Annotated in this window: 26 protein-coding genes and 1 tRNA gene; 7 read left to right on the top strand and 20 right to left on the bottom strand. The window is 61.3% G+C overall.

Annotated features, from left to right (window positions below; translation table 11 throughout):
* Positions 1 to 33 precede the first annotated feature (33 nt).
* From NKJ93_RS07505 to xylF, 3 genes are all read right to left on the bottom strand, one after another.
* Positions 34 to 834: an ATP-binding cassette domain-containing protein gene (locus NKJ93_RS07505; RefSeq protein ID WP_023720922.1), complete on the bottom strand. Its 801-nt coding sequence runs from the start codon at positions 832 to 834 to the stop codon at positions 34 to 36.
* A 14-nt stretch (positions 835 to 848) separates the two neighbouring features.
* Positions 849 to 2,180: a sugar ABC transporter permease gene (locus NKJ93_RS07500; RefSeq protein WP_352588344.1), complete on the bottom strand. Its 1,332-nt coding sequence runs from the start codon at positions 2,178 to 2,180 to the stop codon at positions 849 to 851.
* 142 nt (positions 2,181 to 2,322) lie between these two features.
* Entirely contained in the window at positions 2,323 to 3,363 is a 1,041-nt protein-coding gene (gene xylF, locus NKJ93_RS07495) for a D-xylose ABC transporter substrate-binding protein (RefSeq protein WP_352588341.1), read from the bottom strand.
* 286 nt (positions 3,364 to 3,649) lie between these two features.
* Here xylF and NKJ93_RS07490 point away from each other — a divergent pair, with 286 nt between their 5' ends.
* Complete coding sequence (locus NKJ93_RS07490) at positions 3,650 to 4,894, top strand: ROK family protein (RefSeq protein WP_023720925.1); 1,245 nt, start codon at positions 3,650 to 3,652, stop codon at positions 4,892 to 4,894.
* Between the two features lie 9 nt (positions 4,895 to 4,903).
* Here the strand turns inward: NKJ93_RS07490 and phoB are convergent, their stop codons facing one another.
* Genes phoB through pstS form a run of 6 tightly spaced genes read right to left on the bottom strand, consistent with a single transcriptional unit; the run spans position 4,904 to position 10,112 of the window.
* A complete protein-coding gene (phoB, locus tag NKJ93_RS07485; protein WP_031194536.1) occupies positions 4,904 to 5,593 on the bottom strand; it encodes a phosphate regulon transcriptional regulator PhoB in 690 nt (229 codons plus the stop codon).
* Positions 5,594 to 5,609: 16 nt separating this feature from the next.
* Positions 5,610 to 6,317 (bottom strand): phosphate signaling complex protein PhoU, encoded by a 708-nt coding sequence (phoU, locus tag NKJ93_RS07480; RefSeq protein WP_023720927.1) that lies wholly within the window; start codon positions 6,315 to 6,317, stop codon positions 5,610 to 5,612.
* A gap of 32 nt (positions 6,318 to 6,349) precedes the next feature.
* Positions 6,350 to 7,153: a phosphate ABC transporter ATP-binding protein PstB gene (gene pstB / locus NKJ93_RS07475; protein WP_352494192.1), complete on the bottom strand. Its 804-nt coding sequence runs from the start codon at positions 7,151 to 7,153 to the stop codon at positions 6,350 to 6,352.
* The gene (gene pstA, locus NKJ93_RS07470; RefSeq protein ID WP_352588338.1) at positions 7,150 to 8,001 is read right to left on the bottom strand and encodes a phosphate ABC transporter permease PstA; all 852 of its coding nucleotides are present in this window, start codon (positions 7,999 to 8,001) and stop codon (positions 7,150 to 7,152) included. Before pstA ends, pstB begins: the two co-directional genes overlap by 4 nt.
* Positions 8,002 to 8,004: 3 nt before the next feature.
* Positions 8,005 to 8,991 (bottom strand): phosphate ABC transporter permease subunit PstC, encoded by a 987-nt coding sequence (gene pstC / locus NKJ93_RS07465; RefSeq protein WP_502896305.1) that lies wholly within the window; start codon positions 8,989 to 8,991, stop codon positions 8,005 to 8,007.
* A gap of 59 nt (positions 8,992 to 9,050) precedes the next feature.
* A complete protein-coding gene (gene pstS, locus NKJ93_RS07460) occupies positions 9,051 to 10,112 on the bottom strand; it encodes a phosphate ABC transporter substrate-binding protein PstS (protein ID WP_031194537.1) in 1,062 nt (353 codons plus the stop codon).
* Between the two features lie 661 nt (positions 10,113 to 10,773).
* On the opposite strand from pstS, the gene NKJ93_RS07455 reads away from it, so the two are divergent.
* Entirely contained in the window at positions 10,774 to 11,124 is a 351-nt protein-coding gene (locus NKJ93_RS07455) for a hypothetical protein (RefSeq protein ID WP_023720932.1), read from the top strand.
* Between the two features lie 91 nt (positions 11,125 to 11,215).
* Here the strand turns inward: NKJ93_RS07455 and NKJ93_RS07450 are convergent, their stop codons facing one another.
* Positions 11,216 to 12,208 carry a DUF2865 domain-containing protein gene (locus tag NKJ93_RS07450; RefSeq protein ID WP_352588335.1) on the bottom strand — a complete coding sequence of 331 codons (993 nt, stop codon included), beginning with the start codon at positions 12,206 to 12,208 and terminating at the stop codon, positions 11,216 to 11,218.
* A gap of 332 nt (positions 12,209 to 12,540) precedes the next feature.
* Here NKJ93_RS07450 and NKJ93_RS07445 point away from each other — a divergent pair, with 332 nt between their 5' ends.
* The gene (locus NKJ93_RS07445) at positions 12,541 to 12,756 is read left to right on the top strand and encodes a hypothetical protein (protein ID WP_023720934.1); all 216 of its coding nucleotides are present in this window, start codon (positions 12,541 to 12,543) and stop codon (positions 12,754 to 12,756) included.
* 137 nt (positions 12,757 to 12,893) lie between these two features.
* Here NKJ93_RS07445 and tolA read toward each other — a convergent pair whose 3' ends face one another.
* From tolA to NKJ93_RS07425, 4 genes are all read right to left on the bottom strand, one after another.
* Positions 12,894 to 13,280 carry a cell envelope integrity protein TolA gene (tolA, locus tag NKJ93_RS07440; protein WP_352480865.1) on the bottom strand — a complete coding sequence of 129 codons (387 nt, stop codon included), beginning with the start codon at positions 13,278 to 13,280 and terminating at the stop codon, positions 12,894 to 12,896.
* 381 nt (positions 13,281 to 13,661) lie between these two features.
* Positions 13,662 to 14,552: a glutathione S-transferase family protein gene (locus tag NKJ93_RS07435; RefSeq protein WP_352588332.1), complete on the bottom strand. Its 891-nt coding sequence runs from the start codon at positions 14,550 to 14,552 to the stop codon at positions 13,662 to 13,664.
* A gap of 27 nt (positions 14,553 to 14,579) precedes the next feature.
* Positions 14,580 to 15,161 (bottom strand): VOC family protein, encoded by a 582-nt coding sequence (locus tag NKJ93_RS07430; RefSeq protein ID WP_023720938.1) that lies wholly within the window; start codon positions 15,159 to 15,161, stop codon positions 14,580 to 14,582.
* Positions 15,162 to 15,580: 419 nt separating this feature from the next.
* Positions 15,581 to 16,021 carry an SRPBCC family protein gene (locus NKJ93_RS07425; protein WP_352588329.1) on the bottom strand — a complete coding sequence of 147 codons (441 nt, stop codon included), beginning with the start codon at positions 16,019 to 16,021 and terminating at the stop codon, positions 15,581 to 15,583.
* Between the two features lie 116 nt (positions 16,022 to 16,137).
* Between NKJ93_RS07425 and NKJ93_RS07420 the strand changes: the two genes are divergently transcribed.
* Complete coding sequence (locus tag NKJ93_RS07420) at positions 16,138 to 17,205, top strand: adenylate/guanylate cyclase domain-containing protein (protein ID WP_023720940.1); 1,068 nt, start codon at positions 16,138 to 16,140, stop codon at positions 17,203 to 17,205.
* Between the two features lie 694 nt (positions 17,206 to 17,899).
* Here NKJ93_RS07420 and NKJ93_RS07415 read toward each other — a convergent pair.
* The 6 genes from NKJ93_RS07415 to NKJ93_RS07390 all read right to left on the bottom strand — a co-directional run bounded on the left by NKJ93_RS07415 (position 17,900) and on the right by NKJ93_RS07390 (position 21,073).
* Positions 17,900 to 18,538: a glutathione S-transferase family protein gene (locus NKJ93_RS07415; RefSeq protein WP_352588326.1), complete on the bottom strand. Its 639-nt coding sequence runs from the start codon at positions 18,536 to 18,538 to the stop codon at positions 17,900 to 17,902.
* A 244-nt stretch (positions 18,539 to 18,782) separates the two neighbouring features.
* Positions 18,783 to 19,016: a hypothetical protein gene (locus NKJ93_RS07410; RefSeq protein WP_352588323.1), complete on the bottom strand. Its 234-nt coding sequence runs from the start codon at positions 19,014 to 19,016 to the stop codon at positions 18,783 to 18,785.
* A gap of 97 nt (positions 19,017 to 19,113) precedes the next feature.
* Positions 19,114 to 19,959 carry a DUF4238 domain-containing protein gene (locus tag NKJ93_RS07405; RefSeq protein WP_352588427.1) on the bottom strand — a complete coding sequence of 282 codons (846 nt, stop codon included), beginning with the start codon at positions 19,957 to 19,959 and terminating at the stop codon, positions 19,114 to 19,116.
* A gap of 161 nt (positions 19,960 to 20,120) precedes the next feature.
* Positions 20,121 to 20,195 (bottom strand) — tRNA-Glu (locus NKJ93_RS07400).
* Between the two features lie 90 nt (positions 20,196 to 20,285).
* Positions 20,286 to 20,693 carry a VOC family protein gene (locus NKJ93_RS07395; RefSeq protein WP_352494186.1) on the bottom strand — a complete coding sequence of 136 codons (408 nt, stop codon included), beginning with the start codon at positions 20,691 to 20,693 and terminating at the stop codon, positions 20,286 to 20,288.
* Positions 20,690 to 21,073, bottom strand: coding sequence for a fimbrial protein (locus NKJ93_RS07390; RefSeq protein WP_352494185.1), 384 nt, complete (start codon positions 21,071 to 21,073; stop codon positions 20,690 to 20,692). Before NKJ93_RS07390 ends, NKJ93_RS07395 begins: the two co-directional genes overlap by 4 nt.
* Before the next feature lie 26 nt (positions 21,074 to 21,099).
* On the opposite strand from NKJ93_RS07390, the gene NKJ93_RS07385 reads away from it, so the two are divergent.
* The 3 genes from NKJ93_RS07385 to NKJ93_RS07375 all read left to right on the top strand — a co-directional run bounded on the left by NKJ93_RS07385 (position 21,100) and on the right by NKJ93_RS07375 (position 24,102).
* Positions 21,100 to 22,140 (top strand): RluA family pseudouridine synthase, encoded by a 1,041-nt coding sequence (locus NKJ93_RS07385; RefSeq protein WP_023720953.1) that lies wholly within the window; start codon positions 21,100 to 21,102, stop codon positions 22,138 to 22,140.
* A gap of 187 nt (positions 22,141 to 22,327) precedes the next feature.
* The gene (gene rpoH, locus NKJ93_RS07380; protein WP_023720954.1) at positions 22,328 to 23,239 is read left to right on the top strand and encodes an RNA polymerase sigma factor RpoH; all 912 of its coding nucleotides are present in this window, start codon (positions 22,328 to 22,330) and stop codon (positions 23,237 to 23,239) included.
* 347 nt (positions 23,240 to 23,586) lie between these two features.
* The gene (locus tag NKJ93_RS07375) at positions 23,587 to 24,102 is read left to right on the top strand and encodes a hypothetical protein (protein WP_036245367.1); all 516 of its coding nucleotides are present in this window, start codon (positions 23,587 to 23,589) and stop codon (positions 24,100 to 24,102) included.
* The last annotated feature ends 48 nt before the right edge of the window (positions 24,103 to 24,150 follow it).

Below are 24,150 nucleotides of genomic sequence, written 5' to 3'. Positions count from 1 at the left end.
TTGGCGACTTGTGATTAGCCGGCTAATTCTCGTTCAGGCCGCGATCTTCAGGGCGCCCGGCCCTGGGATGGCGCCGGGCGGGCACTTGCCGAGGATGATCATGCCGAGCACCTCGTCCTGGGTGACATCGGTCGTGCGCGCCGTGCCGACAACCCGACCGTTCTTCATGACGCAGACGCGGTCGGCAAGCTCGAACACGTCATGGATGTCATGGCTGATCAGGAAGATGCCGATGCCGTCGGCCTTGAGCTGCCTGACCAGTTCGCCGACCTGTGCCGTCTCCTGCGGCCCGAGTGCCGCTGTCGGCTCGTCCATGATCAGGATGCGGGCGTTGAACAGGATGGCGCGGGCGATCGCAACCGACTGCCGCTGGCCGCCCGAAAGCTTTACCACCGGCTCCTTGAAGCGTTGGAAGCGCGGATTGAGCCTGCCCATCACCTTGCGCGCCTCAGCCTCCATGGCGACGTCGTCGAGCGTACCCCAGCCGGTCATCAGCTCACGGCCGAGAAACAGGTTGGCAGCCGCGTCGACATTGTCGGCCAGCGCCAGCGTCTGGTAGATCGTCTCGATACCGTACTTCTTGGCGTCGCGGGGATTGGAGATCGAAGCCTCCTCGCCGTTGACGAAAATCTGGCCCGCATCGCGCTTGTAGGCGCCGGACAGGATTTTTATCAACGTCGATTTGCCGGCACCGTTATGGCCGAGCAAAGCCATCACCTCGCCCGGAAAAAGATCGACCGAGGCATCGTCGACGGCGCGAATGCCGCCGAAGGCGATCGAGATGTTGCGCATGTCGATCAGCGGCGTGCCCGTGGGAGCGGTCCTGTCTGCCATGCTCGTTCTCCTCACTAGACCCGTTTGCGATAGACGGTATCGAGCCACACCGCGACCACCAGCACGGCGCCGACAACGATGCTCTGCAGCGGCGAATCGATGCCGAGCAGCACCATGCCGGATTGCAGCGACTGCATCAAAAGCGCGCCGAGCATGGCGCCGAGCACCGTGCCGGAGCCGCCGGCGAGCGACGTGCCGCCGATCACGGCCGCCGCGATGACCAGCAGCTCGTCCAGGGTCCCCAGCGCATTAGTCGACGCGTTGAGGCGCGCCGATGCGATCGCCGCACTAATCGCGGCCAGCACGCCCATGATCATGAACACCTTCATGGTGACCCAGCGTGTGTTGATGCCGGCGAGTTCGGCCGCTTCCGGATTGCCGCCTATGGCAAAGACATAGCGGCCGAAACGGGTGCGTCTGGTGATGAAGGTCATGACGATGCCCGCGGCCACGGCCATCAGCACAGGTATGGCGATGCCGTGGGCGATGAACAACCCGCCCTCGGGAACGGTGATGCCGTTCTGCTGGGCATATTGGCGTACGATGCCGACCGGCCAACGATAGGAATTGGCGATCCACACGGCGCCGAGGATGGCGGCGCAGGCTATCACGCCGAGCAAGCTTTCCGCCCAGACAGGGCGCAGCGGAAAGTTGAAGCGCTTGCGCTGCGAGCGGCCGTTGAAGAGCATGAAGGCAACGGCCGCGCAGGCGAGGACACCGACGATCCAGCTCCAGGTGGCGCCGATCGAGCCCCATGGTCCGCCGCCCATCAGCTGGAAGGTCCTGTCCAGCGGCGCAACGGTGCGCCCGCTGGTGATCAGCCATGCCATGCCGCGCCAGACCAGCAATCCGCCGAGCGTCACGATAAAGGCAGGAACCTGGAGATAGGCGATGATGAAACCCTGAAACGCTCCGATAGCCAGGCCGAGCACCAGGCCGGCGGCCAGTGCGATGACCCATAGCCAGGGGCTGCCAAGCTGAAATCCCATGATGCGGACGAGGAATTCGGCCTGCGCCACGCCCATCACCATGCCGATCACGCCTTCCACGGAGCCGACGGAAAGATCGATGTTACGCATCACGATGACCAGCACCATGCCGGTCGCCATGATCGCCACCGACGAGGTCTGCACCGAAAGGTTCCAGAGATTGCGCGGCGTCAGGAAGAGCCCGCCCGACAGTATGTGGATCCCGACCCAGATGACCAGCAGCGCGCCGACCATGCCGAGCATGCGCGTGTCGAGTTCGGTTGCCTTGAGAAATCGGGCAACGACGCCGGCCTCCGATTCCCGCGCCCGGTCTGCCGTCGAGCTGTCGACCGGCGTGTTGGAAGTCGTGTCGGTCATGATGTTTCTCCCGCCGGGTTGCCGTCTGCCGCGGATGCCGGAAGCAGCCTGGAAGTTATCCGCCGGAAGCGGAAAAACAATTCTTTCTTGAAAAAACGCCGCGGCAAGCGGCCGCGGCGTTCGGACTTCTCGGAAACTCGGATCAGTTGCAGACCGGAACAGCGCCCGCCGCCACGCCCGCGCAGACCTCTTCTTTCTTGATCCAGCCGGCGTCGATGACGACGTTGAGGTTGTCCTTGGTGATGGCGACCGGGGTCAGGAACAGGGACTTTACGGTGTTGCCGCCGGGCGTGGTGAAATCCTTCACGCCGGCAACGTCGGTCGTCTGCTTGCCGTCGGCCAATTGCGAGGCGATCTCGGCGGCGTTCTTGCCGAGCTCGCGCGCGTCCTTCCACACCGAGACCGTCTGTGTGCCGAGCGCGATGCGGTTCAGCGCGGCGTGGTCGCCGTCCTGGCCCGAGACCGGAACCGATCCAGCCAACCCTTGCGCCGTCAGTGCGGCGACGACGCCGCCGGCAGTGCCGTCGTTAGCGGCGACCACCGCATCGACCTTGTTGTCGTTCGCGGTCAGGAACTGTTCCATGTTCTTCTGGGCGTTGGCCGGCAGCCAGCCGTCGGTATAGGCCTCGCCGACATTCTTGATCTTGCCGCTGTCGATGGCGTCCTTCAGCACTTCCATCGAACCGGCAAAAAGGAAATCGGCATTCGGATCGGCGCCCGAGCCCTTGATGAAGACATAGTTGCCTTCCGGCTTCACCTTGAACACGTCGCGGGCCTGCATGCGGCCGACTTCCTTGTTGTCGAAGGTCAGGTAAAAGACGTCCTTGTTCTCGATCAGCCGGTCGTAGCCGACAACCGGAATACCTTCGTCCAGCGCCTTTTGCACGGCCGGCCCTATCGCCGAGGCGTCCTGCGCCAGGATGATCAGTGCGTTGGCGCCCTGCGAGATCAGGCTCTCGACGTCGGTGAGCTGCTTGCCCGGATTGGACTGTGCGTCGGCGGAGATATACTTGTCGCCGGCAGCCTCGATGGCCGCCTTCATTGCGGCTTCGTCGGTCTTCCAGCGCTCTTCCTGGAAGTTCGACCAGGAAACGCCGATGACCTTGTCTTTAGCCTGCGCCACCGACGCAAGCGCCAGCGTCATGGCGACACCCGCCAGAATGGCGGTCGTGAATTTCTTCATCATATCCTCCCTGCGCCGCGTACGGCGTGACCAATTGGCCCCAAAGGCCAGCTTAGAGGCGCTAATTTTTTCGAGCCTCGAAAAAATACTGGCCCGATCTCCCGCTGCTGTCAACATCGATTCTGATGGATTTTGATGTTGCTGCGACTTTTTTCGAGCTTCGGAATAAACGATGACAGCGCCACCTGCATCTGACACTATTTGCCTCATCCGACACTATTTGTCGGCATTACCGACGGCTTCCGGTTCATGAGCGGCCGCGGCAAACCGGGAGGAAAGCAAAACGATGTCGGTCGGAATCCGCCATGACGATTTGCGCCGGCGCAACCGGGCGATGGTGATCTCGGCCGTGCGCCGGGCCGGCCAGCCATCGCGTACGGAGATCGCCGCAACCACCGGCCTCAGCCACTCGACCATATCGGCGATCTCCTCCGACCTGATACGGGAAGGCATCCTCGCCGAGAGCAAGGCAAGCGAACCCGTTTCGTTGAAACGCGGTCGTCCGCAGGTCGGCCTCGCCCTCAATCCGGAAGCGGCGGCGGTGCTGACCGTGGTGTTGTCGCTGAATTTCCTGTCGGCCGCCATCATCGACTATGCGGGGCAGGTGGTCGCCGAGGAACAGCGCCGGCTGGACACGCTGACCATGCCGCGCGACGAACTGATCCGCGAATGCATGGCCATCGTCCGGCGCCGGCTGGACGATCCAGATCTTGACGTCCGCAGTGTCGCCCGCATCGCCCTGGCGATTCAGGGAATTACCGACTCCCCTGCACGCGCCATGCTGTGGTCGCCGATCACGCCCCAGACGGACATCGCCTTTGCCGACATGCTGGAAGATGAATTCGGCATCCCGGCCACGGTGGAGAACGACTGCAATATGATGGCGGTGGCTTTGCGCTGGCGCGATCCGGATCGCTATCGCGACGACTTCATCGCCATCCTGCTTTCGCACGGCATCGGCATGGGGCTGGTGTTGAAGGGCGAGCTGTTCACCGGCACGCATTCCTCGGGCGGCGAGTTTGGCCACATGATCCATCGTCCGGGCGGCGCGCTCTGCCGTTGCGGGCGGCGCGGCTGCATCGAGGCCTATGCCGGCAATTACGCCATCTGGCGCAACGCCACGCAGATGAGCGAAGACAGCCAACCGGTCGCCGACGTCAGCGACGCCGACATGCGCGCGCTGGCGGTTCGGGCGCGCGAGAAGGACGGGCCGGAACGCGAAGCCTACCGCAAGGCCGGCGAAGCGCTGGGTTTCGGTCTCGGCTCGCTGTTCGCGCTGATCGATCCGGCACCGGTCGCAATGGTCGGCGCCAGTGCCGCCGCCTTTGATCTGATCGAGCCGGCCTTGCGGAAGGCCATCGCCCAGACCGCCGGCGGCCAGCATTCGGGCTCGATCTCCTTCGATACCGAGCCGAACGAATTGCCGCTGATCCGCGAAGGCTGTGCAATGCGGGCGTTAAGCTTCGTCGACCAGCAGATTTTCGCGCCGGGCGCGCAAATGAGGCCCGGCGTCAGAAAGAACGTAGCCTGACTGGGCGGGTCAATCTTCCCTGATCGCGTAGCCGGCACCGCGGATGGTGCGGATGACATCAGGCATGCGGCCGTTGTTGACGGCTTTGCGCAGCCGCCCGACATGCACGTCGACGGTGCGTTCGTCGATATAGATCGTCTCGCCCCAGACATTATCGAGTAACTGGCTGCGCGAGAAGACGCGGCCCGGATGCCGCATCATGAATTCGAGCAACCGGAATTCGGTCGGCCCGAGCCGGATCTCGGTCTTCTTGCGATACACCCTGTGCGATTCGCGATCGAGCACGATGTCGCCGACCTTCAGCACGCTGGACAGCACTTCCGGCTTGGCGCGGCGCAGCAGCGCCTTGACCCTGGCCATGAATTCCGGTGTCGAAAACGGTTTGACCAGATAGTCGTCGGCGCCGGTCGAAAGACCGCGTACCCGGTCGCTCTCCTCGCCGCGCGCGGTCAGCATGATGATCGGCAGCCGTTCGGTTTCGGGGCGCACCCGCAACCGGCGGCAGAGCTCGATGCCGGAAACCGCTGGTATCATCCAGTCGAGCACCAGAAGATCGGGCACATTCTCCTGCAAACGGATCTCGGCTTCGTCGCCGCGTGTCACCACCTCGACCTGGTAGCCTTCGGATTCGAGATTGTAGCGGAGCAGCACACCCAACGGCTCCTCGTCCTCCACCACCATTATGCGTGGTGCGATCATCGGCTGGGCACCCCCATCATGTCGCCGGTGCGGACATTGTCGTTTCGTCTTGCTTCGGACGATTGACCGGCAATTGCTCGCCGGTCAGCACATAATACGCATTTTCGGCGATGTTGGTGACATGGTCGCCGATCCGCTCCAGATTCTTGGCGCAGAACAGCAGATGCGTGCAAGCGGTGATGTTGCGCGGGTCTTCCATCATGTAGGTCAACAGTTCGCGGAACACCGACGTATATTTGACGTCGATGCGCTCGTCGGCGGCGCGTAGCTTGGCCAACGCGGCCGCATCGCCTGCAGCATACTCCTCGATGACGCCCTGCACCTGGATGAGCACCAGCTGCGCCATCGCATCGATGGAATGCGATAGGTCGCGCGGTGTGACGCTAAGGCCGACCGCACTCACACGCTTGGCGATATTCTTGGCAAGGTCGCCGATGCGTTCGAGATCGCCGGCCATGCGGATCGCCCCGACGACATGGCGCAGATCGTGGGCCATCGGCTGGCGCTTGGCGATCAGGGTGATGGCGCGGTCGTCCAGTTCGCGTTGACGCGCATCCATGATGGCATCGTCGGAAACGACGCGTTGCGCCAGCACGTTGTCAGAATTCAACAGGGCCTTGGTCGCCCCGCCGACCATCGAACCGGCGAGGTCGGCCATGTCGCGGATCAGCTTGCTGATCTGCTCGAGATCCTCGTCGAAAGAAGCGACTGTGTGTTCGCCCATGGTCCTGTCCTCATATGCGTGATCGGAACGGCTCAGCCGAAGCGGCCGGTGATGTAATCCTGCGTGCGCTTCTCGCGGGGCGACGTGAAGATCTTCTCGGTCCGGTCGAACTCTACCAGTTCACCCAGATACATGAAGGCGGTCTGGCGCGATACGCGCGCCGCCTGCTGCATGTTGTGGGTGACGATGACGATCGTGTAGTCGGCTTGCAATTCGTCGATCAGTTCCTCGATCTTGGCGGTCGACAGCGGGTCGAGTGCCGAAGCCGGCTCGTCGAGCAGAATGACTTCCGGCTTCACCGCCACGGTGCGGGCAATACAAAGCCGCTGCTGCTGGCCGCCTGACAGGCTCAAGCCGCTGGCGTTGAGCTTGTCCTTGACCTCGCCCCACAGCGCGGCCCGCTTCAACGCTTGTTCGACGCGGCCGTCCATTTCGGACTTGCCCAGATTCTCATAAAGCCTGACGCCGAAGGCGATGTTCTCGTAGATCGACATCGGGAACGGCGTCGGCTTCTGGAACACCATGCCGATCTTGGTCCTCAGGAGATTGAGGTCCTGCGAGCGGTCGAGAATGTTCTTGCCGTCGAGCAGCACCTGGCCCTCGGCTGTCTGCTTCGGGTAGAGTTCGTAGATGCGGTTGAACACACGCAGCAGCGTCGATTTCCCGCAGCCCGAAGGGCCGATGAAGGCAGTGACGCTGCGCTCGGGCAGCGACAAGGTGATGTCCTTCAACGCCTTGCTCTGGCCGTAGTAGAAGTTGAGGTTCTTGACCTCGATCTTCGTCTTCTCGGCGACCGTCTCGGTCATCGTCATGTCCGCGGACAACATCTGTGTCATCTGTCCTCTCTGCGTCCGGTAAGGCTGCGGGCGAGGATGCTCAAGCCCAGAACCGTCAGGGTGATTATGAGTGCGCCGCTCCACGCCAGTTGCTGCCATTCCTCGTAAGGGCTGAGAGCGAACTGGAAGATGGTCACCGGCAGGCTGGCCATCGGCGCGTTGATATTGCTGCTCCAGAACTGGTTGTTGAGCGCGGTGAAGAGCAGCGGCGCCGTCTCGCCGGAAATGCGTGCTATCGCCAGCAATATGCCGGTGACGATGCCGGACAATGCGGCGCGGTAGGCGACCGAACGGATCACCACCCAGCGCGGCGCGCCGATCGCGGCGCCGGCTTCACGCAACGCGTTCGGCACCAGGTTGAGCATGTCTTCAGTGGTGCGCACGACCACCGGAATGACCAGGATGGCAAGCGCAACGGCGCCGGCTATGGCCGAGAAATGCCCCATTGGCCGCACCATCAACTCATAGACGAACAAGCCGATGATGATCGACGGCGCCGACAACAGGATGTCGTTGATGAAGCGCACGACGGTGGTGATGCGCGAGAAACGCCCATATTCGGCCATGTAGGTTCCCGCCAGCACGCCGATCGGCGTGCCGACGACAACGGCGATGATCGTCATCAGCAGGCTGCCCGCGATTGCATTGAGCAGGCCGCCGGCCTCGCCTGGCGGTGGCGTCATCTCGGTGAAGACCGCGAACGAAAGCCCGGCTGTGCCCTTATAGACCAGTGCACCGAGAATGAGCGCCAGCCAGGCAAGCCCGATGCCGGCGGCGACGACGCAAAGCGCCATCATCACCGAATTTCTGGCTTTGCGGCGGCTGTGGAGCGATGAGGATGTCGACATCGGTCAGGCTCCCGTACGGGCGTCGATCCGCATCAGCATATAGCGGGCGGCGGCAAGGATCAGGAAAGTGATGACGAACAGGATCAGGCCGAGCGAAACCAGGGAAGAGGTGTAGAGATCGCCGTCGGCCTCGGTGAATTCATTGGCGATGGTCGCCGAGATGGTCGTGCCCGGCGCGAACAGGGAGGCGCTGATGCGGTGGGCGTTGCCGATGACGAAGGTCACCGCCATGGTTTCGCCGAGCGCGCGGCCGAGGCCAAGCATGACGCCGCCCATGATACCGATGCGGGTATAGGGAATGACCACGCGCCGGGTCACTTCCCAGGTCGTGCAACCGATGCCGTAGGCCGATTCCTTCAGCACCGCCGGCACCGTATCGAAGACGTCCTTGGTGATCGAGGTGATGAAGGGCAGCACCATGATGGCGAGGATCAGCGCCGAGGTCAGAAGGCCGATGCCGTAAGGAGGGCCGGCGAAAAGGCTGGATAGTCCCGGCACGCCGTGGAAGATGTTGATGATGAAGGGCTGTATCGTCGTCTGCAGGAACGGCGCGAACACGAACAGGCCCCAGATGCCGTAGATGATCGAGGGAATGCCGGCCAACAGCTCGACCGCTATGCCGATCGGGCGCCTGAGCGGGCGCGGGCAGAGTTCGGTGAGAAACACGGCAATGCCGATGCCGATCGGAACCGCGATCAGGATGGCGATGGCCGCCGTGACCAGCGTGCCGTAGATCGGCGCCAGCGCGCCAAATTTTTCCGTTACCGGATTCCAGCTTTCAGTCGTCAGGAAAGAGAACCCGAAGGACGACAGGGCCTGCCATGAGCCGGCAAACAGCGAGATTGCGACACCACCGAGGATGACCAGCACAAGAATTGCGGAAGCGCGGGTGAGTCCGCGGAATATGGCGTCTGTGAGCGCGAAGCGCCGCACCGTAGCTTCCCTGGCCCGGGCTGCAGATGATAGCATGGCATCGGAAGCGATGGTCATTGGGTCCTCGCGATTGAAGGCAACAGGGAGGGCGCCGTCGACGCCCTCCCTGGAGGAGATTACATAGCCGAGTAGAGCGGCTTGCCGTCGCTGCCGACGACTTCCTTGGCCCACATGGCCTTGACGCTCTCGACCACCTTGTCGGGCATCGGAACGTAGTCCAGCTCGCCGGCCATCTCGTCGCCCTTGTCGTATGCCCAGGCGAAGAATTTGAGCGCTTCGCCGGTGGTCGCCGCGTCGTCCGGCTTCTTGTACAGGAGGATCCACGTCGCCGCCGTCATTGGCCAGGACTCGGCGCCCGGCTCGTTGGCGAGGATGACGCCATAGCCCGGCTGCGAGCTCCAGTCGGCATTGGCCGCTGCCGCCGAGAATGCCGCCGCGGTGGGTTCGACCTTCTTGCCGTCCTTGTTGATCATATCGGTGTGGGTGAGCTTGTTCTGCTTGGCATAGGCGTATTCGACATAGCCGATCGCGCCGCCGGTCTGGGAGACGTTGTTGGCAACGCCCTCATTGCCCTTGGCGCCGATGCCCACGGGCCATTCCACGGCCTTGTCGACGCCGACCTTTTCTTTCCAGTCCGCGCTGACGTCGCCGAGGTAGTATGTGAAGTTGAACGTCGTGCCCGACCCATCGGAACGGTGAACGACCGCGATCGCCTGCGAAGGCAGCTTGACGTCGGGATTGAGCTTCTTGATCGCCTCGTCATCCCAGCTCGTGATCTTGCCGAGGAAGATGTCGGCCAGCGTCGGGCCGTCGAGAACCAACTCGCCCGGCTTGATGCCTTCGAGGTTGACGACGGGAACGATGCCGCCCATCACCATCGGGAACTGAGCCAATCCGGACGATTCAAGCTCTTCGCCTTTCAGCGGCGCATCAGAAGCGCCGAAGGTAACGGTCTTGGCTTTGATCTGCTTGATGCCGCCGCCGGAACCGATCGACTGATAGTTAAGCCCAATGCCGGTGTCTTTCTTGTAAGTGTCGGCCCACTTCGCATAGATCGGGTAGGGGAAGGTGGCGCCGGCGCCGGAGATGTCCGCGGCGAGCGCGGCGGACAGGGTGAGGGTAGTCGTCGCCGCAGCCATTGCAATCGCAACGGCCGCCGAGCGGATGAAATGTCTCATGTGGCCTGCTCCTGTTCGGAATATGGTCTCTCGGCGCCATTCCTCCGGCGCCCGCTGAGGCCAATAGCCCCCGATTATTACAGTCGCATGACAGTTTCATGTCGCTCCGGTAACGTCGTCCAGCCGGGTTAAGAAGGAACGGCCGCGGGCTTTGTCGGCATGGGCCGCGGTTTGCCGCTGGAATCAGCAGCTTGCGTGAATTCCGGCCGGCTTTGTCCGCTCGACGATAGCAGCCACTGACCTTGAGAAGAAAAAAGCCGGACGGGAGCGCATTGCATGCAGCCAGAACGTGTCATGGCCGCGCCATCGCCGAAACAGGTCCGTTGGGGTAAATCTGACCCTGTTTCTTGCCGGCGGTCGCTGCTCCCGCCCGTAACTGGAGGAGCGGAACTTCGAATATCCCATTGTCGCGACTGAGCGCGCCATTGGGTATGGTGCGATCGCACCATGGCCTTACGCTGGAAGCGGTGACGAATCGCAAGGTTTTAACTCGCCTCGCGCTGGACCTCCATCCGCGCCCGACCCGGCGCTCGATCTTTCGAGCGGGGCCTTCGACTGGAAGTGCGACGATTTCTACTTCACCTTACCTACTCCCTCTGCACTATTCCGCCGGTTGTCGGTTGGGCCGAAGCAGCGTTATAAGCTTGCAGGGGTGTTGCTGATGTTTCGACGGATTCTGCCTGTCTTCCTGTGCCTGGCGCTGCTTCTGGGAACCGGCTGCGCGCGCAGCTATGACGGCACCGTGATCATTCCCAAGCCGCTCGATGTTCGCCGTTTCTGGGACCGGCCTTCTCCGCAGGCGCAAGCCGAACAGTCGCAGCTGGAGACCGATGTCTTTCCTGTGGCGCCTCAAACGCCGAAAAGGCCGGCGGTGCGCCGGAGCGCAGCTTCCGTTGCAGCGCCACGAAGGAAGGTCGCCAATCCGCCCATGCTGTCATCGGAGCCGGCGAAGCCGCTCACCTGCAGGAATGTCAGCCAGCCCGGCAAACGGGCCCGCATGGTCTGCGAATAACCAACCGGCCGTCGGTCGATGCGTGCGGCTGTAGGCCTTGAAGCGGCTATCCGGCCAGCCGTTCGCCGTCTCGGGACATCGCCTGCCTTGGTCAGTCCGCCGGGAAAAAGGCCGGCCCGACCACTCTCACCGGCCGCGCGCCGATCGCTCTTTCGACCGACTGATGCTGGGCAGCCCCTGGTACCTCGGCAACCAGCGTTTTTTCCCCTGCGAGAGCGGTACCGGCGGTTTGGATCCCGGATTCAGGAATTTCCGCGACGATGCCAAAATCCGGCTTTGCCGTCGGCAACGGAATGATGGCGTTGCTCATGTTGGCCGGTGTCACGGTTCGTGCCCTGAGTTCGGCGACGCGCTGGTAATAGCGCTTGACATCGCAGGCCTTGAAGTTCGCGTCGTCGCGGTACCTGAAGGCGGTCGCAAGCTCCACATAGGGCTTTTGCGTCTCGAGCGCGATCATCTCTTCGGTCTCGCGGGTGGCATCGCTCAGCGTATAGAGTTCGACGCCGGCATCGTCGCAGATATAGCGGCACTGATCGACCGTTTCCTTCAGATCGTCGTTCTTGGCGAACTGCGATTTTGGCGCGGGGAAGAAATATCCGTCCGACAAGCGAACGCAAAACAGCATCCGATTGCCACCCATTATTGCGCCTGCGGACTGAGGTTTTGGTGCTGTGCGCTGCTGTGCCTGCGGCTGGTTCTGCTGCGCCTGCTGCTTCTTGGCAGCGGGGGCGGCGCAGCCTAGCGCGACGAACCTGGCCTTCAGGCCGGAGGTGTCCCTGCCCGAATTCGACAGTCTGGCGATCTGCCGTTGCACCTCCGCCTTGCTGCTTACGAGGTCGGCGCAGGGGTTGAAGAAGAACCCGGCCGTTTTCGCCGTGCATCGGCGCTGTCTCTCCAGCCTTTGAATCGCGGCGAGTTGCCGGCGTAGTTGGGCAAGCTCGGGGCTGGTCCCGGCGCCACGCCCCGCCGAAAGCAATTGGCTCCTGATCGCGCCGCAGCTATCCGCATAGGAGGAGGACGTGCCGAGCGCAACGGCTATTGCCGACACCAGCATCAGAATCGTGAGAAGCCAGAAGCGTGTCATTGGAGCGACCATTGTCCTTGTTGCGCCGAGAACAGGATTTCTTTGTCGACTATGGATAAGTACTGGCTAAATCAGTTTTACCTAATTGAAGTAGACCGCACCGCCACCAGAGACTTTAGTTCTAGTGTATTATATCCGCTGGCGTAAATTCAATATTACATTTTTATTTCAAGATTGAGACGAACCGGCAGCAGCGCCGGCGAACTCGCGCCACGGCGAAGTTTGAAGCACCCGGCCGGATCCGCACCGCGATCAATCCGGCGTTACCGGCCGGCCGTTGCTGAAACCTTAGCCCCACGTTCGGCGTTGAGCGGCCAAGGAGGAGACCGCAAATGTCGATTCATTTCACTGTCGCGGGCCTGACCAGGAATCTGTTCCATTCACTTGGGCTGGACCATGAACGCACACCGAGGCCGCTCGACCACGAGCAGAGGCTTTTGCTGGAGTGCTATCTCGCCGGCCAGATTCCGGAATCGGCCTGGAGCGACTATGTCTTCGAAATGCCGGAACTGGCGCGACATGTCGAGGCCAGACGAAGCCGCCACTAAAGCGCATCGCGGTCGACCCGGCCTCATGCGACGCGCTTAGGTTCTTGTTTTATGCATGTCGTTGTCGCAAAACCGCTGCACACTTTTGCTCGACATGCGCTAGATCCCGAAAAGTAGAATCCGGTTGTCGGAAAAGATCAAGGCGAAGCCTGCACTCGCGTTGCAGGCTGTTTTTGTTTGGGCGAGTTGAATTGCAGAGTGAACACCTTGCCCGGGATGCCTTCAGCCAGCGCCGGTGAAAGGCTCAACGGCAGGCAGTGGTCCACGGCCGCAATCGCCGCGTCGACAAAAGCTTGCCGCGCCTTGTCGTCGCCGGCCACGCGGATGGCGGTCGGCTTGGGCCGGCCGATCAGCGTGCCATTGCGCCTGAAGCTGAAGCTCAGGGTGACGGTGGAATTCCCGGCATTCGCTGGGGGGGTCCAGCACGCCTGGATGGCAGCCCCGACCTCGGGCATGGTGTTGAGCGTCGCTGCATTCGATTGACCGGCTGCACCCGCCAGCATGGCGCCTGCAATCACCACCATTCCAGCAATGCTTTTCATGACAGGGCCTCTGTCCTTGAACCGCCCTCGAGGACGTGACTAACTTCGATGGTAGGGCCGACATCGGCGATGACAAGGTGCCAGCAACGCGCTTCATCAGCCATGCAGGCGTCGGGAAGCGCCGTCGGCCGCAACTTCGGCAGGGCTGCAACAAGCAAAAGGCCGGCGAGCAGCCGACCTTTGCTTTCCATCCGCGCCAGTACATCCGTGGTCGCGGGCTGGAGGTGGATACAGTAGAAAGGGTTTCGGTTAACGAAACCTTAAGCTCCCCACATCGTGCAAACAGGGGAGAGTAAAAAGAATTACCCCAGATCGTTACCGGCTCCTGCAGAACGTACGGACGATCGCCGGCCTGCACGTGCCTCAGGCGTTGGCCTGCGACCGCACATAGGCGATATAGCCGCGCACATCGCCGGCCGGCTCGGCATAGGCCTTGCCGAGCTTCTTCTCGATCGCCGTCATATAGTCTTTTGCCCATTGGGGCAGCGCATAGTCGATGACGGCGAGGAACTCGAGCGTCGCCGCCAGACGGATGTCGGCGATCGACGGGTTCTTGCCGCCGATGAACGGCTTGCCGTTCCTGAAGAAGCTGTGAAAGACCTCCAGCGGCTCGGCAATTGCGGCCGCCGCGGCCTTCTGGGCTTCCGATTTCCTGTCGGGATGAGCGTCGCTGTGGCCGACCTCGCCGGCATATTGCGGGAAATTCAGTGCTGGATAGGTGGCGCGCGCCACATAGGGGTAGAGCGTGCCGATCAGGTAGAACATGGCACTGTCGATCATTGCCCGCTTGGCGGGTTCCTTAGGGTACAATTTTTCCAGCCCGTGCTTGTTGGCGAGGTACTGCATGATGGCGCAGCTTTCCCACAAGACACCTCTCGGCAGGCCCTTGTCCTCGATCATCGGGGTCAGGTGGGCCGGGTTTCGCGCCATATATTCAGGCGAGCGCGTGTGGCCCCATACGTCGGTCTCGGAATGGTCGAGCCCGGCCGCGCGCGCAAACACCCGTACGCTCATATTGTTGACGCTCGGCTTCAGCATGCTGAGCATCAGCGCGGGTTTTTTCGCTGATTTCGCTACGGCCTTCCGCGCGGACTTCGCGGATGCCTTGGCTGCAGGTTTTGCGGCGGCTTTCGTTGCCGACTTGGCGGACGCTTTCGACGCCTTGGCAGCAGGCTTTGTCGCGGCCTTGGCAGCTGGTTTCGGAGCGGCCTTGGCGGCCGGCTTCTTCGCACTCTTCGTTGTCGTCTTTGCCATTGTGTCCTCCCTTTGTTTGGCCTGTCGTCAGTATGGATCTTTCGGAGCGCGGTCTTCCGACAAGGTCGCGCGGGAGCGCTCGACAAGCGCCTGGATCGCGTCGGCGAGATGCACCTCGGCTATTGCGTAGTCGCCGCGCGCGACGCGGATCTTGTGCGCCTGCATCAACACGTCGGCATGGGTGAAGCCCGCCGGCGGCTCGAAACGGTAGGAGGCGAGCTCGATCAGCAGGCCGAGCGGATCCTCGAAGTAGATCGAGTCCATGAAGCCGCGATCCTTGACGCCGCTGTGCTTGATGGCGCGCTCGTCGAGCCGGCCGACCGCCTGCAAAAAGGTGACGCGCGACACCGCGAAAGCAATGTGATGGACGCAGCCCGTATCGGTTGGCGTGCGCCGCTTGACCGGCGTGCGGCTCTCGTCGGTGAAGACGGTGATCAGCCGGCCGTCGCCCGGATCGAAATAAAGATGGCTTTCGCTGGCTTTGTCGAGGTTGGGCTGCTCGAAGATGAAAGGCATGCCGAGCACGCCTTCCCAGAAATCGATGGAGCTCTGGCGATCGGCGCCGACCAGCGTGATGTGATGGACGCCTTGTGATTGCAGCTTCTGCATCTGACTCCTCCCGGCCACGCCGTCTTGCCGCCGAACGGAAGTTCGGATGCCCAGTCGCGCTTGGATCAGCGCCCGGCATGTGACCGCGCCCGGCCTCGCTCGCCTGCGCTCCGCATTCCGCATCCTGCAGGAGTTGCGGCCGGAGCTTTGATGAACGGATGCTAATTCAATCCGAGGCGTTGCGCCAGAAGCGCTGAGTTTCAAGAACTCCACGCAGGCGCCAAGAGCGGCACCGGGATCGCGGACGCCTTCGCCGAGCTCGCCGAAACGATCCGTCGCCGGCAGCTGTAATGGTGCGGCAGCCCGCAGGTCGCTGGGTTTCCCGAGCGGCCGGTTTGGCGACGGCAGGTCAAAGGGGCCTCGTTGACGCATGCCGCGCCTGGTTCGGATTACGGGCATCCGCGGCCCTTAGATGAAAATCACATATTCTTCATCGGCACGTCGGGATCGACATGTCCCCCATCGGCAGTGATCTTCAGCCGTGAGAGGTAGTGCTCCCATCCCCTTCGGTGGCTGTCACGCTCCTTTGCGTTCGGCAGTCCGCTGTGCGTGAAGCGGATCAGTGTCCCCGCATCCCTCGCGATCAGGTCGATCTCGACATGGCTGGAGCCGGGCGGCACGGTCTCGTTGTCTTCCCAGCCAAAACTGTAGGCAAGACGGTGGACCGGGATCACCTCGGTGAACTCACCGCGGGCCATATGGCGACCACAGACATTGACGAGGAACAGACCGCCCGGCGATGCATCCAAATTCGCTTCGGTCCCGATCCATCGCACGATCTGGTCCGGATCCGTCAAAAGCGCGAACACGGTCGCTTGTGGCGCGGCGACCTCAATCTCTATGTAAACCGATTCCGCCATCGCTCACTCCAGGTCACATCCGCATCGAATACCGTGCATGATTGAAGCGAATGTGGGGAGTTGCAAGAAGATGTTCGAGGCGTAAGCATAAGCCTGTGCCGAGTGACCTTCTGCCGATGCTTCTCGCAAACTCGCTTTCATTCCTTCTGGACGACGCCGCGCATATTGGCGACGGTGGGCGACTTCTATTGCAGCTCTCAACGCATTTGATGGAAGACGGCCTGCCGATCATTGCCGGCGCGCTGGCGCAGGATGCTCCCGACCCGATCATTTCACGCCGCATCTGGCTCTGGCGAGCGCCTGGGAATGAAGTGGTCGAGGCTTTGGGCATAGGCGCCGACCGCCAGAATGCCGATCCCCGGCTCGTGCTGCGGGAGTGGCTTGGCACGACGCGGGCGATGGTGTTCGACGAGCGAGCGGGCGGTGTCGCACCGACTTTGGTGTGGGCGTTCGATCATACTCCGGATGAGGCGCAGTCAGAGCTGCTGCGGCAAATCTCCCGGTTTGCTGCGGCTCCGATGACCGCACTCGCAGAACGGTCCGCGAAACGCGCATTGCTCGAAGCATATTTGGGAAAGCGCAGTGCAGCACATGTGCTCAACGGTCATTCTCGTCGAGTAAAGGGAGAGACGATACGGGCTGCGCTTCTGTGCGCGGACCTTCGAGGTTTCACCGATCTATCCGAGGTTCATGATGCAGACGAGATCGTATTGGTACTTGATGCCTGGTTCGATTGCGTCGCGGGCGCGGTGCACGCATTTGGTGGTGAGGTTCTCAAGTTTATAGGTGATGGCGTCCTCGCGATTTTCCCGATTGGCGAGCGCGATGCAAATGCCGCATGTGACGCTGCGGTACGCGCCGTGAAGGCCACGCGCGCCGGGATAGATCATCTCAACCAAACTCGGCGCCGCAATGGCGGCCCTGAGCTCGGATATGGCATTGGCCTGCATGTCGGCGAGATACTCTGGGGGAACATCGGCACTGCCGGCAGGTTGGACTTCACCGCGATCGGCAAGGCTGTAAATCTTGTCAGCCGCATCGAAGGGCTGTGCAAGCCGTTGGGACGGACGGTGCTCGCGTCGACAGTGTTCGAGGCAGAAACTACCGAGCCGATGATCGCCATGGGCAGTCATCCGCTCGGAGGAATAGCAGGCGCGCAAACACTTTTCGGCTTGCCGGAATAGATCGAATGGTTGAGCCCGCCGTGGATGTGTCGTTCGCAGCATATCTTGGTATCGTGCGAAGCCATGACTGAGAGAAATTCGAACGGCAAAGAAGCTACGATACTGCAACTGGAGTATGGCGCGTTTAGAGCCCAGCCATGCCGTCGGCATGCTTGCCGATCGCGTCGCCGGGGCCGTGGATAGTGCGCTGAGTCAAATCAGCCGGACAGCTTCAAACGGACGGAAGCCCGAATCCTCGCCAATCAGGCATCGGACATGCGGCGGGCAGCGTCACGGAACGGATAGTCGACACGGACGACGCCATCTTGTTTCCTGAGGACCCAATACTCACATATGTCGCCCCCGTTTCGGGGCCGGGATACTTGAGCTATATTTTAGGGAAGGAGAACAACATGGGTGGCGTTAAGGTGGCAATGAGGCGCTTCCCCGCTGCCGCTATCGCTGGCCCCGAGCCGTGCCATCGGATGAAAGCTGCATCCTTGCCGGTAATGTCCTTCACCGATTTCAACAGGGTTCATGGACCGCTCGAAGCGCCCGATAATGGTCGCAGGTAGGCGATAGCAGCGGCCGGACAATGCTCTTGTGAAGCTGAGGCCGTAGCGTTGGTTTCCCGCTAAACAACGCTACCAGACATTTAAGTACGACCGCGTAGGATCGATGGTCTTGCGAATTTTTGGATTCGGCAACGCGACAGCTACTCCCAGAGGGATATTCCCTCTTGCGTTAAGGCTCGTTGCACAGCCGCTCGCTCCTCCAACCGACGTGCATGAGAGGTCCAAGCGGGGTAGGTATTTCGCATGTCTACGGCCATGCGATTTCCCCACCTGTAGAATACGAGCAAATACGGATCAACTATTGAATAGGACTCTCCTACGGCCCAATCTCGATCCGTCAACTTGGATTCTATAAGCGCAAACGCGGAAGCCAAGTGCTCCTTTCCTTTATGAACCAAGGGCTCGTACATCGATTGATCCGGTAAGAAAAAGTCGGCGCGCCAGATCATTCGGACGGCGACCGCGTGAACCGCACTCGATAGCCAGTTAAACCATTCGATGGAACGGATGATGTTTTCTGCATTCGCTCCCAGGAGCCGCGCGTCTGGATTCGTCAGGCCCAGGTGAAATAAGATTGCCGGCGCTTCAGTGAGAGTGAAATTGTCGGCAATGAGAACAGGGATTCGCCCTTTCGGGTTTAAGCGGTGAAATTCGTCGGTCTTGGCTTCGGGATGACCTGGCGACATCAACGCCAGCGAATAGGGCCTTCCAATCTCCTCCATGACGATGTGAGGTGCAAAAGAGCAAGAGCCTGGCGCAGCATGAAGTGTGTAATGCATCAATTCCTCCGAAAACCGCATCTTACCTGTTTCAATCTGTACTAAGTTGCCAACGACGTCTTGCTGTTGTTTAGCGTACTTCCAACGCTACGGCCTCAAGCTCTTCCGCAGCCGCCATGAAGCGGTCGATCTCGGCCTGTGCAAGTTGCTTGGATGGTTTGGTTCTGGCCATTTTGCGATCTCCGTTAAGTGGATCGCCGCACCGGCGCAAATGAGGACCATATTCCTAATTCGACCGCAAGAGTTATTCTGCCAGATGGTCCTGATCGATCTTGGCAATTACCCCCTCAAGAGCCTGGACTGCGCGCCTCGATATCTCAACATGAGCAGCCGTGGTATCGACTTTTCCGTTGCCTGGCTGAACAGTCCAAATGCCCGTTTTCCCTGCTTCGGCATTGGTGATGAACCGGCGCTCCTCTTCGAGCTGCTGGCTAAGTTCTTCGCGGAAAGCCTTCCACTGGTCTTTCGTTGCGGCCATCGGGTCTCCTTCCTCGCTGCCTTTCGGCTGAAAGTGACGCAGCTCTGCCGGGCGCGCAAGCGCCCCTCAACGGTTTGCCGCCTCCCCGCGAAGGGAGTTAGACCAAGTGTGAGGACGACTCCGTTCTTGTTAGGTAACGATCGACGAAGCTGGGCTCTGCGTCGCCATACACAAATTTCTTCGCTGTGGAGATGGTGGAGATGTTCGTGGCGTCTACCACGCGCCTATCGGGCATCTTAGCGATGTTTTCTGCGATTGACCGCGCGTTTGTTGCGAAAAAGGCGTGACCAGGGGAGATGGGGAGATTTATGAGACATTTCGGACGGTAGAGGTCTCCAATGCGTTCAAGTGGGTCGTCGCCGAGCATGAGAGGCCGACTTGAATTGCTGACGTCGCGTACTGTCCACCAGAAGGAAAGCAGGCGCTCAATTGGCCGGCTCTCGCCGATCATCTTGGACAAGGTTTCCATGCCAGAATTGGCCAATGCACTAGGTGCGTGATTCTGAGCCCATTCGAGTAGGTTTCGTTCGGGTGCGGACCCTTTTGCAGCGTCGAAGTCTGCATCGGGTTCCGAAAGTATTTTTTGCTGCATCTCTTCAATGCGCTTTGATATCGACGCGACAACATGAGGGACACGCAGCAGCGCCGCGTTCAGATAGATCGCCCACCAGTATCGTTCTTCAATGGAGAGCGATTTTGCCCCTCGAACGACCATCTTCTCGAGGATGGGTGCTGCTTTGTCGTCTACGAAACCGAAAACCCGTTCTTCCACAAGGTGGACCTTGTCCGCGGGGACGTGCTCCAAAGCGTAAAGACCTGGGACGTATCCGGTGGCAGCAGGAGCTACCCCCTTTCTAGTCAGTTTTCCATTGTGCTTGATTCTGCCCCATTGTGTCACATAGCCAGCAGTGTCGGCCCACCGCCGGAGGTGAAACTGCGGCACATAGTGATGGTCCCCATCCTTGCTCAACGGTTTTGCTCAACTGCTTGCCAAGCGGCGCGGCTCACGGCGCTCTAGGCACCTCAAAAATGGATCCTACGAATGGCTTATTTGACCGTTATTTGACGGTTTTACCTGCCGGCCCGCTAAGTAGTTGAAACGATTGGTACGCCCAAGGGGAATCGAACCCCTGTTCCCGCCGTGAGAGGGCGGTGTCCTGACCGCTAGACGATGGGCGCGTTCAAGAACCGGCGATATAGGCTGACGGCTGGGAAAAAGCAACTAGGCTTAAGGCTGCCTGTCGCGCCGGTGAAATATCCGCTGCAAGCCTAGCGTTTTGGCTCGATCAGGTCCCAGAGATTTCCATGGAGATCGGCGAAAACCGCGACCGTGCCATAGGCTTCATGGCGCGGCGCCTCGCGGAACTCGACGCCCTTTTGGAACATCAGCGCATAGTCACGGGCAAACTCGTCGGTTTCGAGGAACAAAAAAACCCGCCCGCCGGTCTGGTTGCCGACGGCGTGCCTTTGCGCATCGCCGGATGCCTCGGCGAGAAGCAGCCGCGCGCCCTGCCCGTTGCCCGGCGTGATCGTGACCCAGCGTTTGCCGCCGCCGAGATCGACATCTTCGGTGAGGACAAAACCCAGCCGGTCGACATACCAGGAGATCGCCTCGTCATAATTTGCGACGACGAGCGCGACCGTGGCAATGCTGCGGTGTTCGGCAAAACCGGTCATTTGTTCCTGATCGAAAAGCGGCCGACGATGCGGCGCTCAGTGGTGTCGTAGACGAAAATGGCGCGGCTGCCGTCGGCCAACTCGGCGTCGATCGACAGGCGATTGCCCGAGAGCGATTGGCTGACCACCCTGGCGCCGACCGGCAGCACGATGTCGCCACTGACCGGCTCGCCTGCCGACACCTGGATGTCGCTCGTCAACGGCGGGGCGGCAGGCGGTGCATTGCGCGCTTTGTAGACAAGCGCCGCGATCACCACCATAAGGGCGAGGAACAGCAGGCCGAGATTGATGGCGACGAAGCGGACGAGCTTCCTCCGCACCTTTTCGACCTCGGGGTCGAGCGGCTTTTCCTCGTCTTCGTCGGCAAGCGGCTGGGCCATGGCAGCAGATTCCGGAACTGTTTTCGATGAGCGCTCATAACGAAGAGGTCAGACAATTAATAGGGGCCAGACAGATCGTGCTGGAGGCCGGCGCCGATGCGGCCGGCCAACGGCTCGACCAATGGCTGGCGGCCAGGCTCGGCCCCGACATGTCGCGCAGCCGGGTGCAGATGCTGATAAAGCAGGGCGCGGTCAGGATCGGCGGCAGGCCAGCCAGCGAGACGAAGCGCAAGATGGCACAAGGTGACAGCGTGTCGGTCGACATGCCGGAGCCGGAACCGGCGGAGCCGCAAGGCGAAGATATTGCGCTGGATGTCCTCTACGAGGACAGCGAGCTGATCGTCATCAACAAGCCGGCCGGGTTGGTCGTGCATCCCGGCGCCGGCAACTGGACCGGCACGCTGGTCAACGCGCTGATCCATCATTGCGGCAACAGCCTGTCGGGCATCGGCGGGGTGAGACGGCCGGGCATCGTCCATCGCCTCGACAAGGAGACCAGTGGCGTCATGGTCGTCGCCAAGACCGATCGCGCCCACAAGGCGTTGTCGGAGGCCTTTGCCGACCACGGCCTGACCGGCGATCTCGAGCGCGCCTATCTGGCGTTGGTCTGGGGCATACCGGCAAGGCCGACGGGGATGGTCGACGCGCCGCTCGGCCGCGCCGCCGACCGGGTACGCCGCGCCGTGGTGCCGCAAGGCCGCGACGATGCCCGCCACGCCATAACGCATTTCACCGTCATTGAGCGCTTTGGCGAGCAGCAGCAGGAATTCGCCACGGCGAGCCTGGTCGAATGCCGGCTGGAAACCGGTCGCACCCACCAGATACGCGTCCACATGGCCCATATCGGCCATCCGGTGATTGGCGACCCCGAATACGGCCAGGCTTTCCGCACCAAGGCCAACCGGTTGCCTGCGCCGCTAACCAGCAAAGTGAAAGCATTTCCGCGACAAGCGTTGCACGCCCGCCTCCTTGCATTTCGGCATCCGGATACCCATTTAACGATGAGGTTCGAAGCACCGATACCGTGGGACATGGAGAACCTCGTCGACGGCTTCCGCAAGCTTTGAACCAACCACCTGAAAACCTGACCGGCGTTGTTCACTTCAGCGTGACACACTGTTTCGTGTTGAACAAATGCCTGTCTTTCTGGTTTTGTTCCTATATATGTCGGTTGGCGCGAATGTGCCTTTGGCATTCGCGCCACATGCCTGCCGCGTTTCGGGGGCATCACTCCAATAGAGAGGGGGCGCTATAATGGCCCAGTCACTACCCAGTATCGTTTCCGGCGAAGGCGGCCTCAGCCGCTACCTGGAAGAAATCCGCCGTTTTCCGATGCTTCAGCCGCAGGAAGAGTACATGCTCGCCAAGCGCTACGCCGAGCATGAGGACACCACGGCTGCGCACAAGCTCGTCACCAGCCACCTTCGGCTCGTCGCCAAGATCGCCATGGGCTATCGCGGCTACGGCCTGCCGATCGGCGAGGTGATCTCGGAAGGCAATGTCGGCCTGATGCAGGCCGTCAAGAAATTCGAACCGGAGCGCGGCTTCCGTCTCGCCACCTATGCGATGTGGTGGATCAAGGCCTCGATCCAGGAATACATCCTGCGCTCGTGGAGCCTGGTTAAGATGGGCACCACCGCCAACCAGAAGCGCCTGTTCTTCAACCTGCGCAAGGTGAAGGGCAAGATCCAGGCGCTCGACGAAGGCGATTTGAAGCCCGACCAGATCACCGAGATCGCCACCCGGCTGAACGTCTCGGAAGCGGAAGTCGTGTCGATGAACCGTCGTCTGTCGGGCGACGCCTCGCTCAATGCGCCCATCCGGGCAAGCGAAGGCGAATCCGGCGAATGGCAGGACTGGCTGGTCGACGACCACGAAAGCCAGGAAGAGATGCTGATCGAGCAGGACGAGCTGGAAAACCGGCGCGGCATGCTGTCGGGCGCTCTTGCCGTGCTCAACGACCGCGAACGCCGCATCTTCGAGGCGCGCCGCCTCGCCGATGAGCCGTTGACGCTGGAAGAGCTGTCGGCCGAGTTCGATATCAGCCGCGAGCGCGTGCGCCAGATCGAGGTGCGCGCATTCGAGAAGGTGCAGGACGCGGTCAAGGCCGCGGCCAAGCGCCAGATGCAGGCGCTTCGCACCATCGAGGCGCAGCCGGCGGCGTAAAGCCTCCCGATAGAAACAAATAACGGCGGCGCCACGTAACTGGCGCCGCCTGTATTTTAGAGGGTTGCCAGTTCCGCGGCGCCTTCGCGGATGTCCGATCCACTGCCACAAACTGCTCAGTAGCCTCGCCATCGTGTCCGCAGACGATCTCATCGATAGCGGCATTACCGCAATTTTCCCCAAGCCCTGGAAACCGCAACGCTGCAAGCTGTGGCGGCAATGTTCCGGCGCCGACACGGGCTTCCGTTGCAAAATTCCACAAGGCGGCGCTTGCGGCAGGCGGGCGACAACGGGCCGCCGGGCCGCGCCGGGCAGTTGAACTCGTCTGTTCGGAAACGAAAGGCAGTATGACGATGACGATTTCTCCGTTTCTGACCGCTCTCGGATCCGAAGGTCCCCCAGCCGACCGAGCGAAAGACATGGACCTGTATGGATGGCTAATTGGAAGCTGGGAAATGGACACGGTCCACTACCTCGATGACGGGACAATCCAGAAATGGAATGGAGAATGCCATTTTGGCTGGGTGCTCGAAGGCCGCGCGGTTCAGGACGTTTGGATCAGGCCCAAGCGCCCTGCTCCGTCCGCGATGTATGGCACAACCTTGCGCATCTTCGACCCTGGGATCGATGGCTGGCATATCATATGGAACGACCCGCTCAACCGGGATCACTCGCGCCAGATCGGCCGGGCCGAGGGTAAGGACATTGTCCAGCTCGGCAATGACTCGCGCGGTCTGAAAACTCGATGGCGTTTCACTGAGATCACTGCCAACAGCTTCCATTGGATCGGCGAGGAAAGATCTTCCGAGAGCGATCCTTGGCAAATCACGTATGAACATTTAGCCCGCCGAACAAAACCCTGACGCTGGACTAAACACTTAGCTGGCGTCTGCGCCGCTCCTCATCCGGCT

Source organism: Mesorhizobium sp. M0028, from assembly GCF_040323855.1.
Classification (GTDB): domain Bacteria; phylum Pseudomonadota; class Alphaproteobacteria; order Rhizobiales; family Rhizobiaceae; genus Mesorhizobium.
This window is presented reverse-complemented; position numbering and strand designations above follow the sequence as displayed.

What these genes read in the sequence shown, in the direction of transcription:
- xylF (WP_352588341.1), bottom strand. Translation starts at nt 3,363, where the DNA reads ATGAAGAAATTCACGACCGCCATTCTGGCGGGTGTCGCCATGACGCTG.
- NKJ93_RS07445 (WP_023720934.1), top strand. Translation starts at nt 12,541, where the DNA reads ATGTCGATTCATTTCACTGTCGCGGGCCTGACCAGGAATCTGTTCCAT.
- phoB (WP_031194536.1), bottom strand. Translation starts at nt 5,593, where the DNA reads ATGATCGCACCACGCATAATGGTGGTGGAGGACGAGGAGCCGTTGGGT.
- NKJ93_RS07385 (WP_023720953.1), top strand. Translation starts at nt 21,100, where the DNA reads ATGAGCGCTCATAACGAAGAGGTCAGACAATTAATAGGGGCCAGACAG.
- NKJ93_RS07430 (WP_023720938.1), bottom strand. Translation starts at nt 15,161, where the DNA reads ATGCAGAAGCTGCAATCACAAGGCGTCCATCACATCACGCTGGTCGGC.
- NKJ93_RS07395 (WP_352494186.1), bottom strand. Translation starts at nt 20,693, where the DNA reads ATGACCGGTTTTGCCGAACACCGCAGCATTGCCACGGTCGCGCTCGTC.
- NKJ93_RS07420 (WP_023720940.1), top strand. Translation starts at nt 16,138, where the DNA reads ATGCTTCTCGCAAACTCGCTTTCATTCCTTCTGGACGACGCCGCGCAT.
- pstS (WP_031194537.1), bottom strand. Translation starts at nt 10,112, where the DNA reads ATGAGACATTTCATCCGCTCGGCGGCCGTTGCGATTGCAATGGCTGCG.
- NKJ93_RS07450 (WP_352588335.1), bottom strand. Translation starts at nt 12,208, where the DNA reads ATGACACGCTTCTGGCTTCTCACGATTCTGATGCTGGTGTCGGCAATA.
- NKJ93_RS07390 (WP_352494185.1), bottom strand. Translation starts at nt 21,073, where the DNA reads ATGGCCCAGCCGCTTGCCGACGAAGACGAGGAAAAGCCGCTCGACCCC.
- NKJ93_RS07500 (WP_352588344.1), bottom strand. Translation starts at nt 2,180, where the DNA reads ATGACCGACACGACTTCCAACACGCCGGTCGACAGCTCGACGGCAGAC.
- NKJ93_RS07490 (WP_023720925.1), top strand. Translation starts at nt 3,650, where the DNA reads ATGTCGGTCGGAATCCGCCATGACGATTTGCGCCGGCGCAACCGGGCG.
- rpoH (WP_023720954.1), top strand. Translation starts at nt 22,328, where the DNA reads ATGGCCCAGTCACTACCCAGTATCGTTTCCGGCGAAGGCGGCCTCAGC.
- tolA (WP_352480865.1), bottom strand. Translation starts at nt 13,280, where the DNA reads ATGGTGGTGATTGCAGGCGCCATGCTGGCGGGTGCAGCCGGTCAATCG.
- NKJ93_RS07375 (WP_036245367.1), top strand. Translation starts at nt 23,587, where the DNA reads ATGACGATGACGATTTCTCCGTTTCTGACCGCTCTCGGATCCGAAGGT.
- NKJ93_RS07505 (WP_023720922.1), bottom strand. Translation starts at nt 834, where the DNA reads ATGGCAGACAGGACCGCTCCCACGGGCACGCCGCTGATCGACATGCGC.
- phoU (WP_023720927.1), bottom strand. Translation starts at nt 6,317, where the DNA reads ATGGGCGAACACACAGTCGCTTCTTTCGACGAGGATCTCGAGCAGATC.
- pstC (WP_502896305.1), bottom strand. Translation starts at nt 8,991, where the DNA reads ATGACCATCGCTTCCGATGCCATGCTATCATCTGCAGCCCGGGCCAGG.
- pstA (WP_352588338.1), bottom strand. Translation starts at nt 8,001, where the DNA reads ATGTCGACATCCTCATCGCTCCACAGCCGCCGCAAAGCCAGAAATTCG.
- NKJ93_RS07415 (WP_352588326.1), bottom strand. Translation starts at nt 18,538, where the DNA reads ATGCATTACACACTTCATGCTGCGCCAGGCTCTTGCTCTTTTGCACCT.
- NKJ93_RS07455 (WP_023720932.1), top strand. Translation starts at nt 10,774, where the DNA reads ATGTTTCGACGGATTCTGCCTGTCTTCCTGTGCCTGGCGCTGCTTCTG.
- NKJ93_RS07410 (WP_352588323.1), bottom strand. Translation starts at nt 19,016, where the DNA reads ATGGCCGCAACGAAAGACCAGTGGAAGGCTTTCCGCGAAGAACTTAGC.
- NKJ93_RS07425 (WP_352588329.1), bottom strand. Translation starts at nt 16,021, where the DNA reads ATGGCGGAATCGGTTTACATAGAGATTGAGGTCGCCGCGCCACAAGCG.
- pstB (WP_352494192.1), bottom strand. Translation starts at nt 7,153, where the DNA reads ATGACACAGATGTTGTCCGCGGACATGACGATGACCGAGACGGTCGCC.
- NKJ93_RS07435 (WP_352588332.1), bottom strand. Translation starts at nt 14,552, where the DNA reads ATGGCAAAGACGACAACGAAGAGTGCGAAGAAGCCGGCCGCCAAGGCC.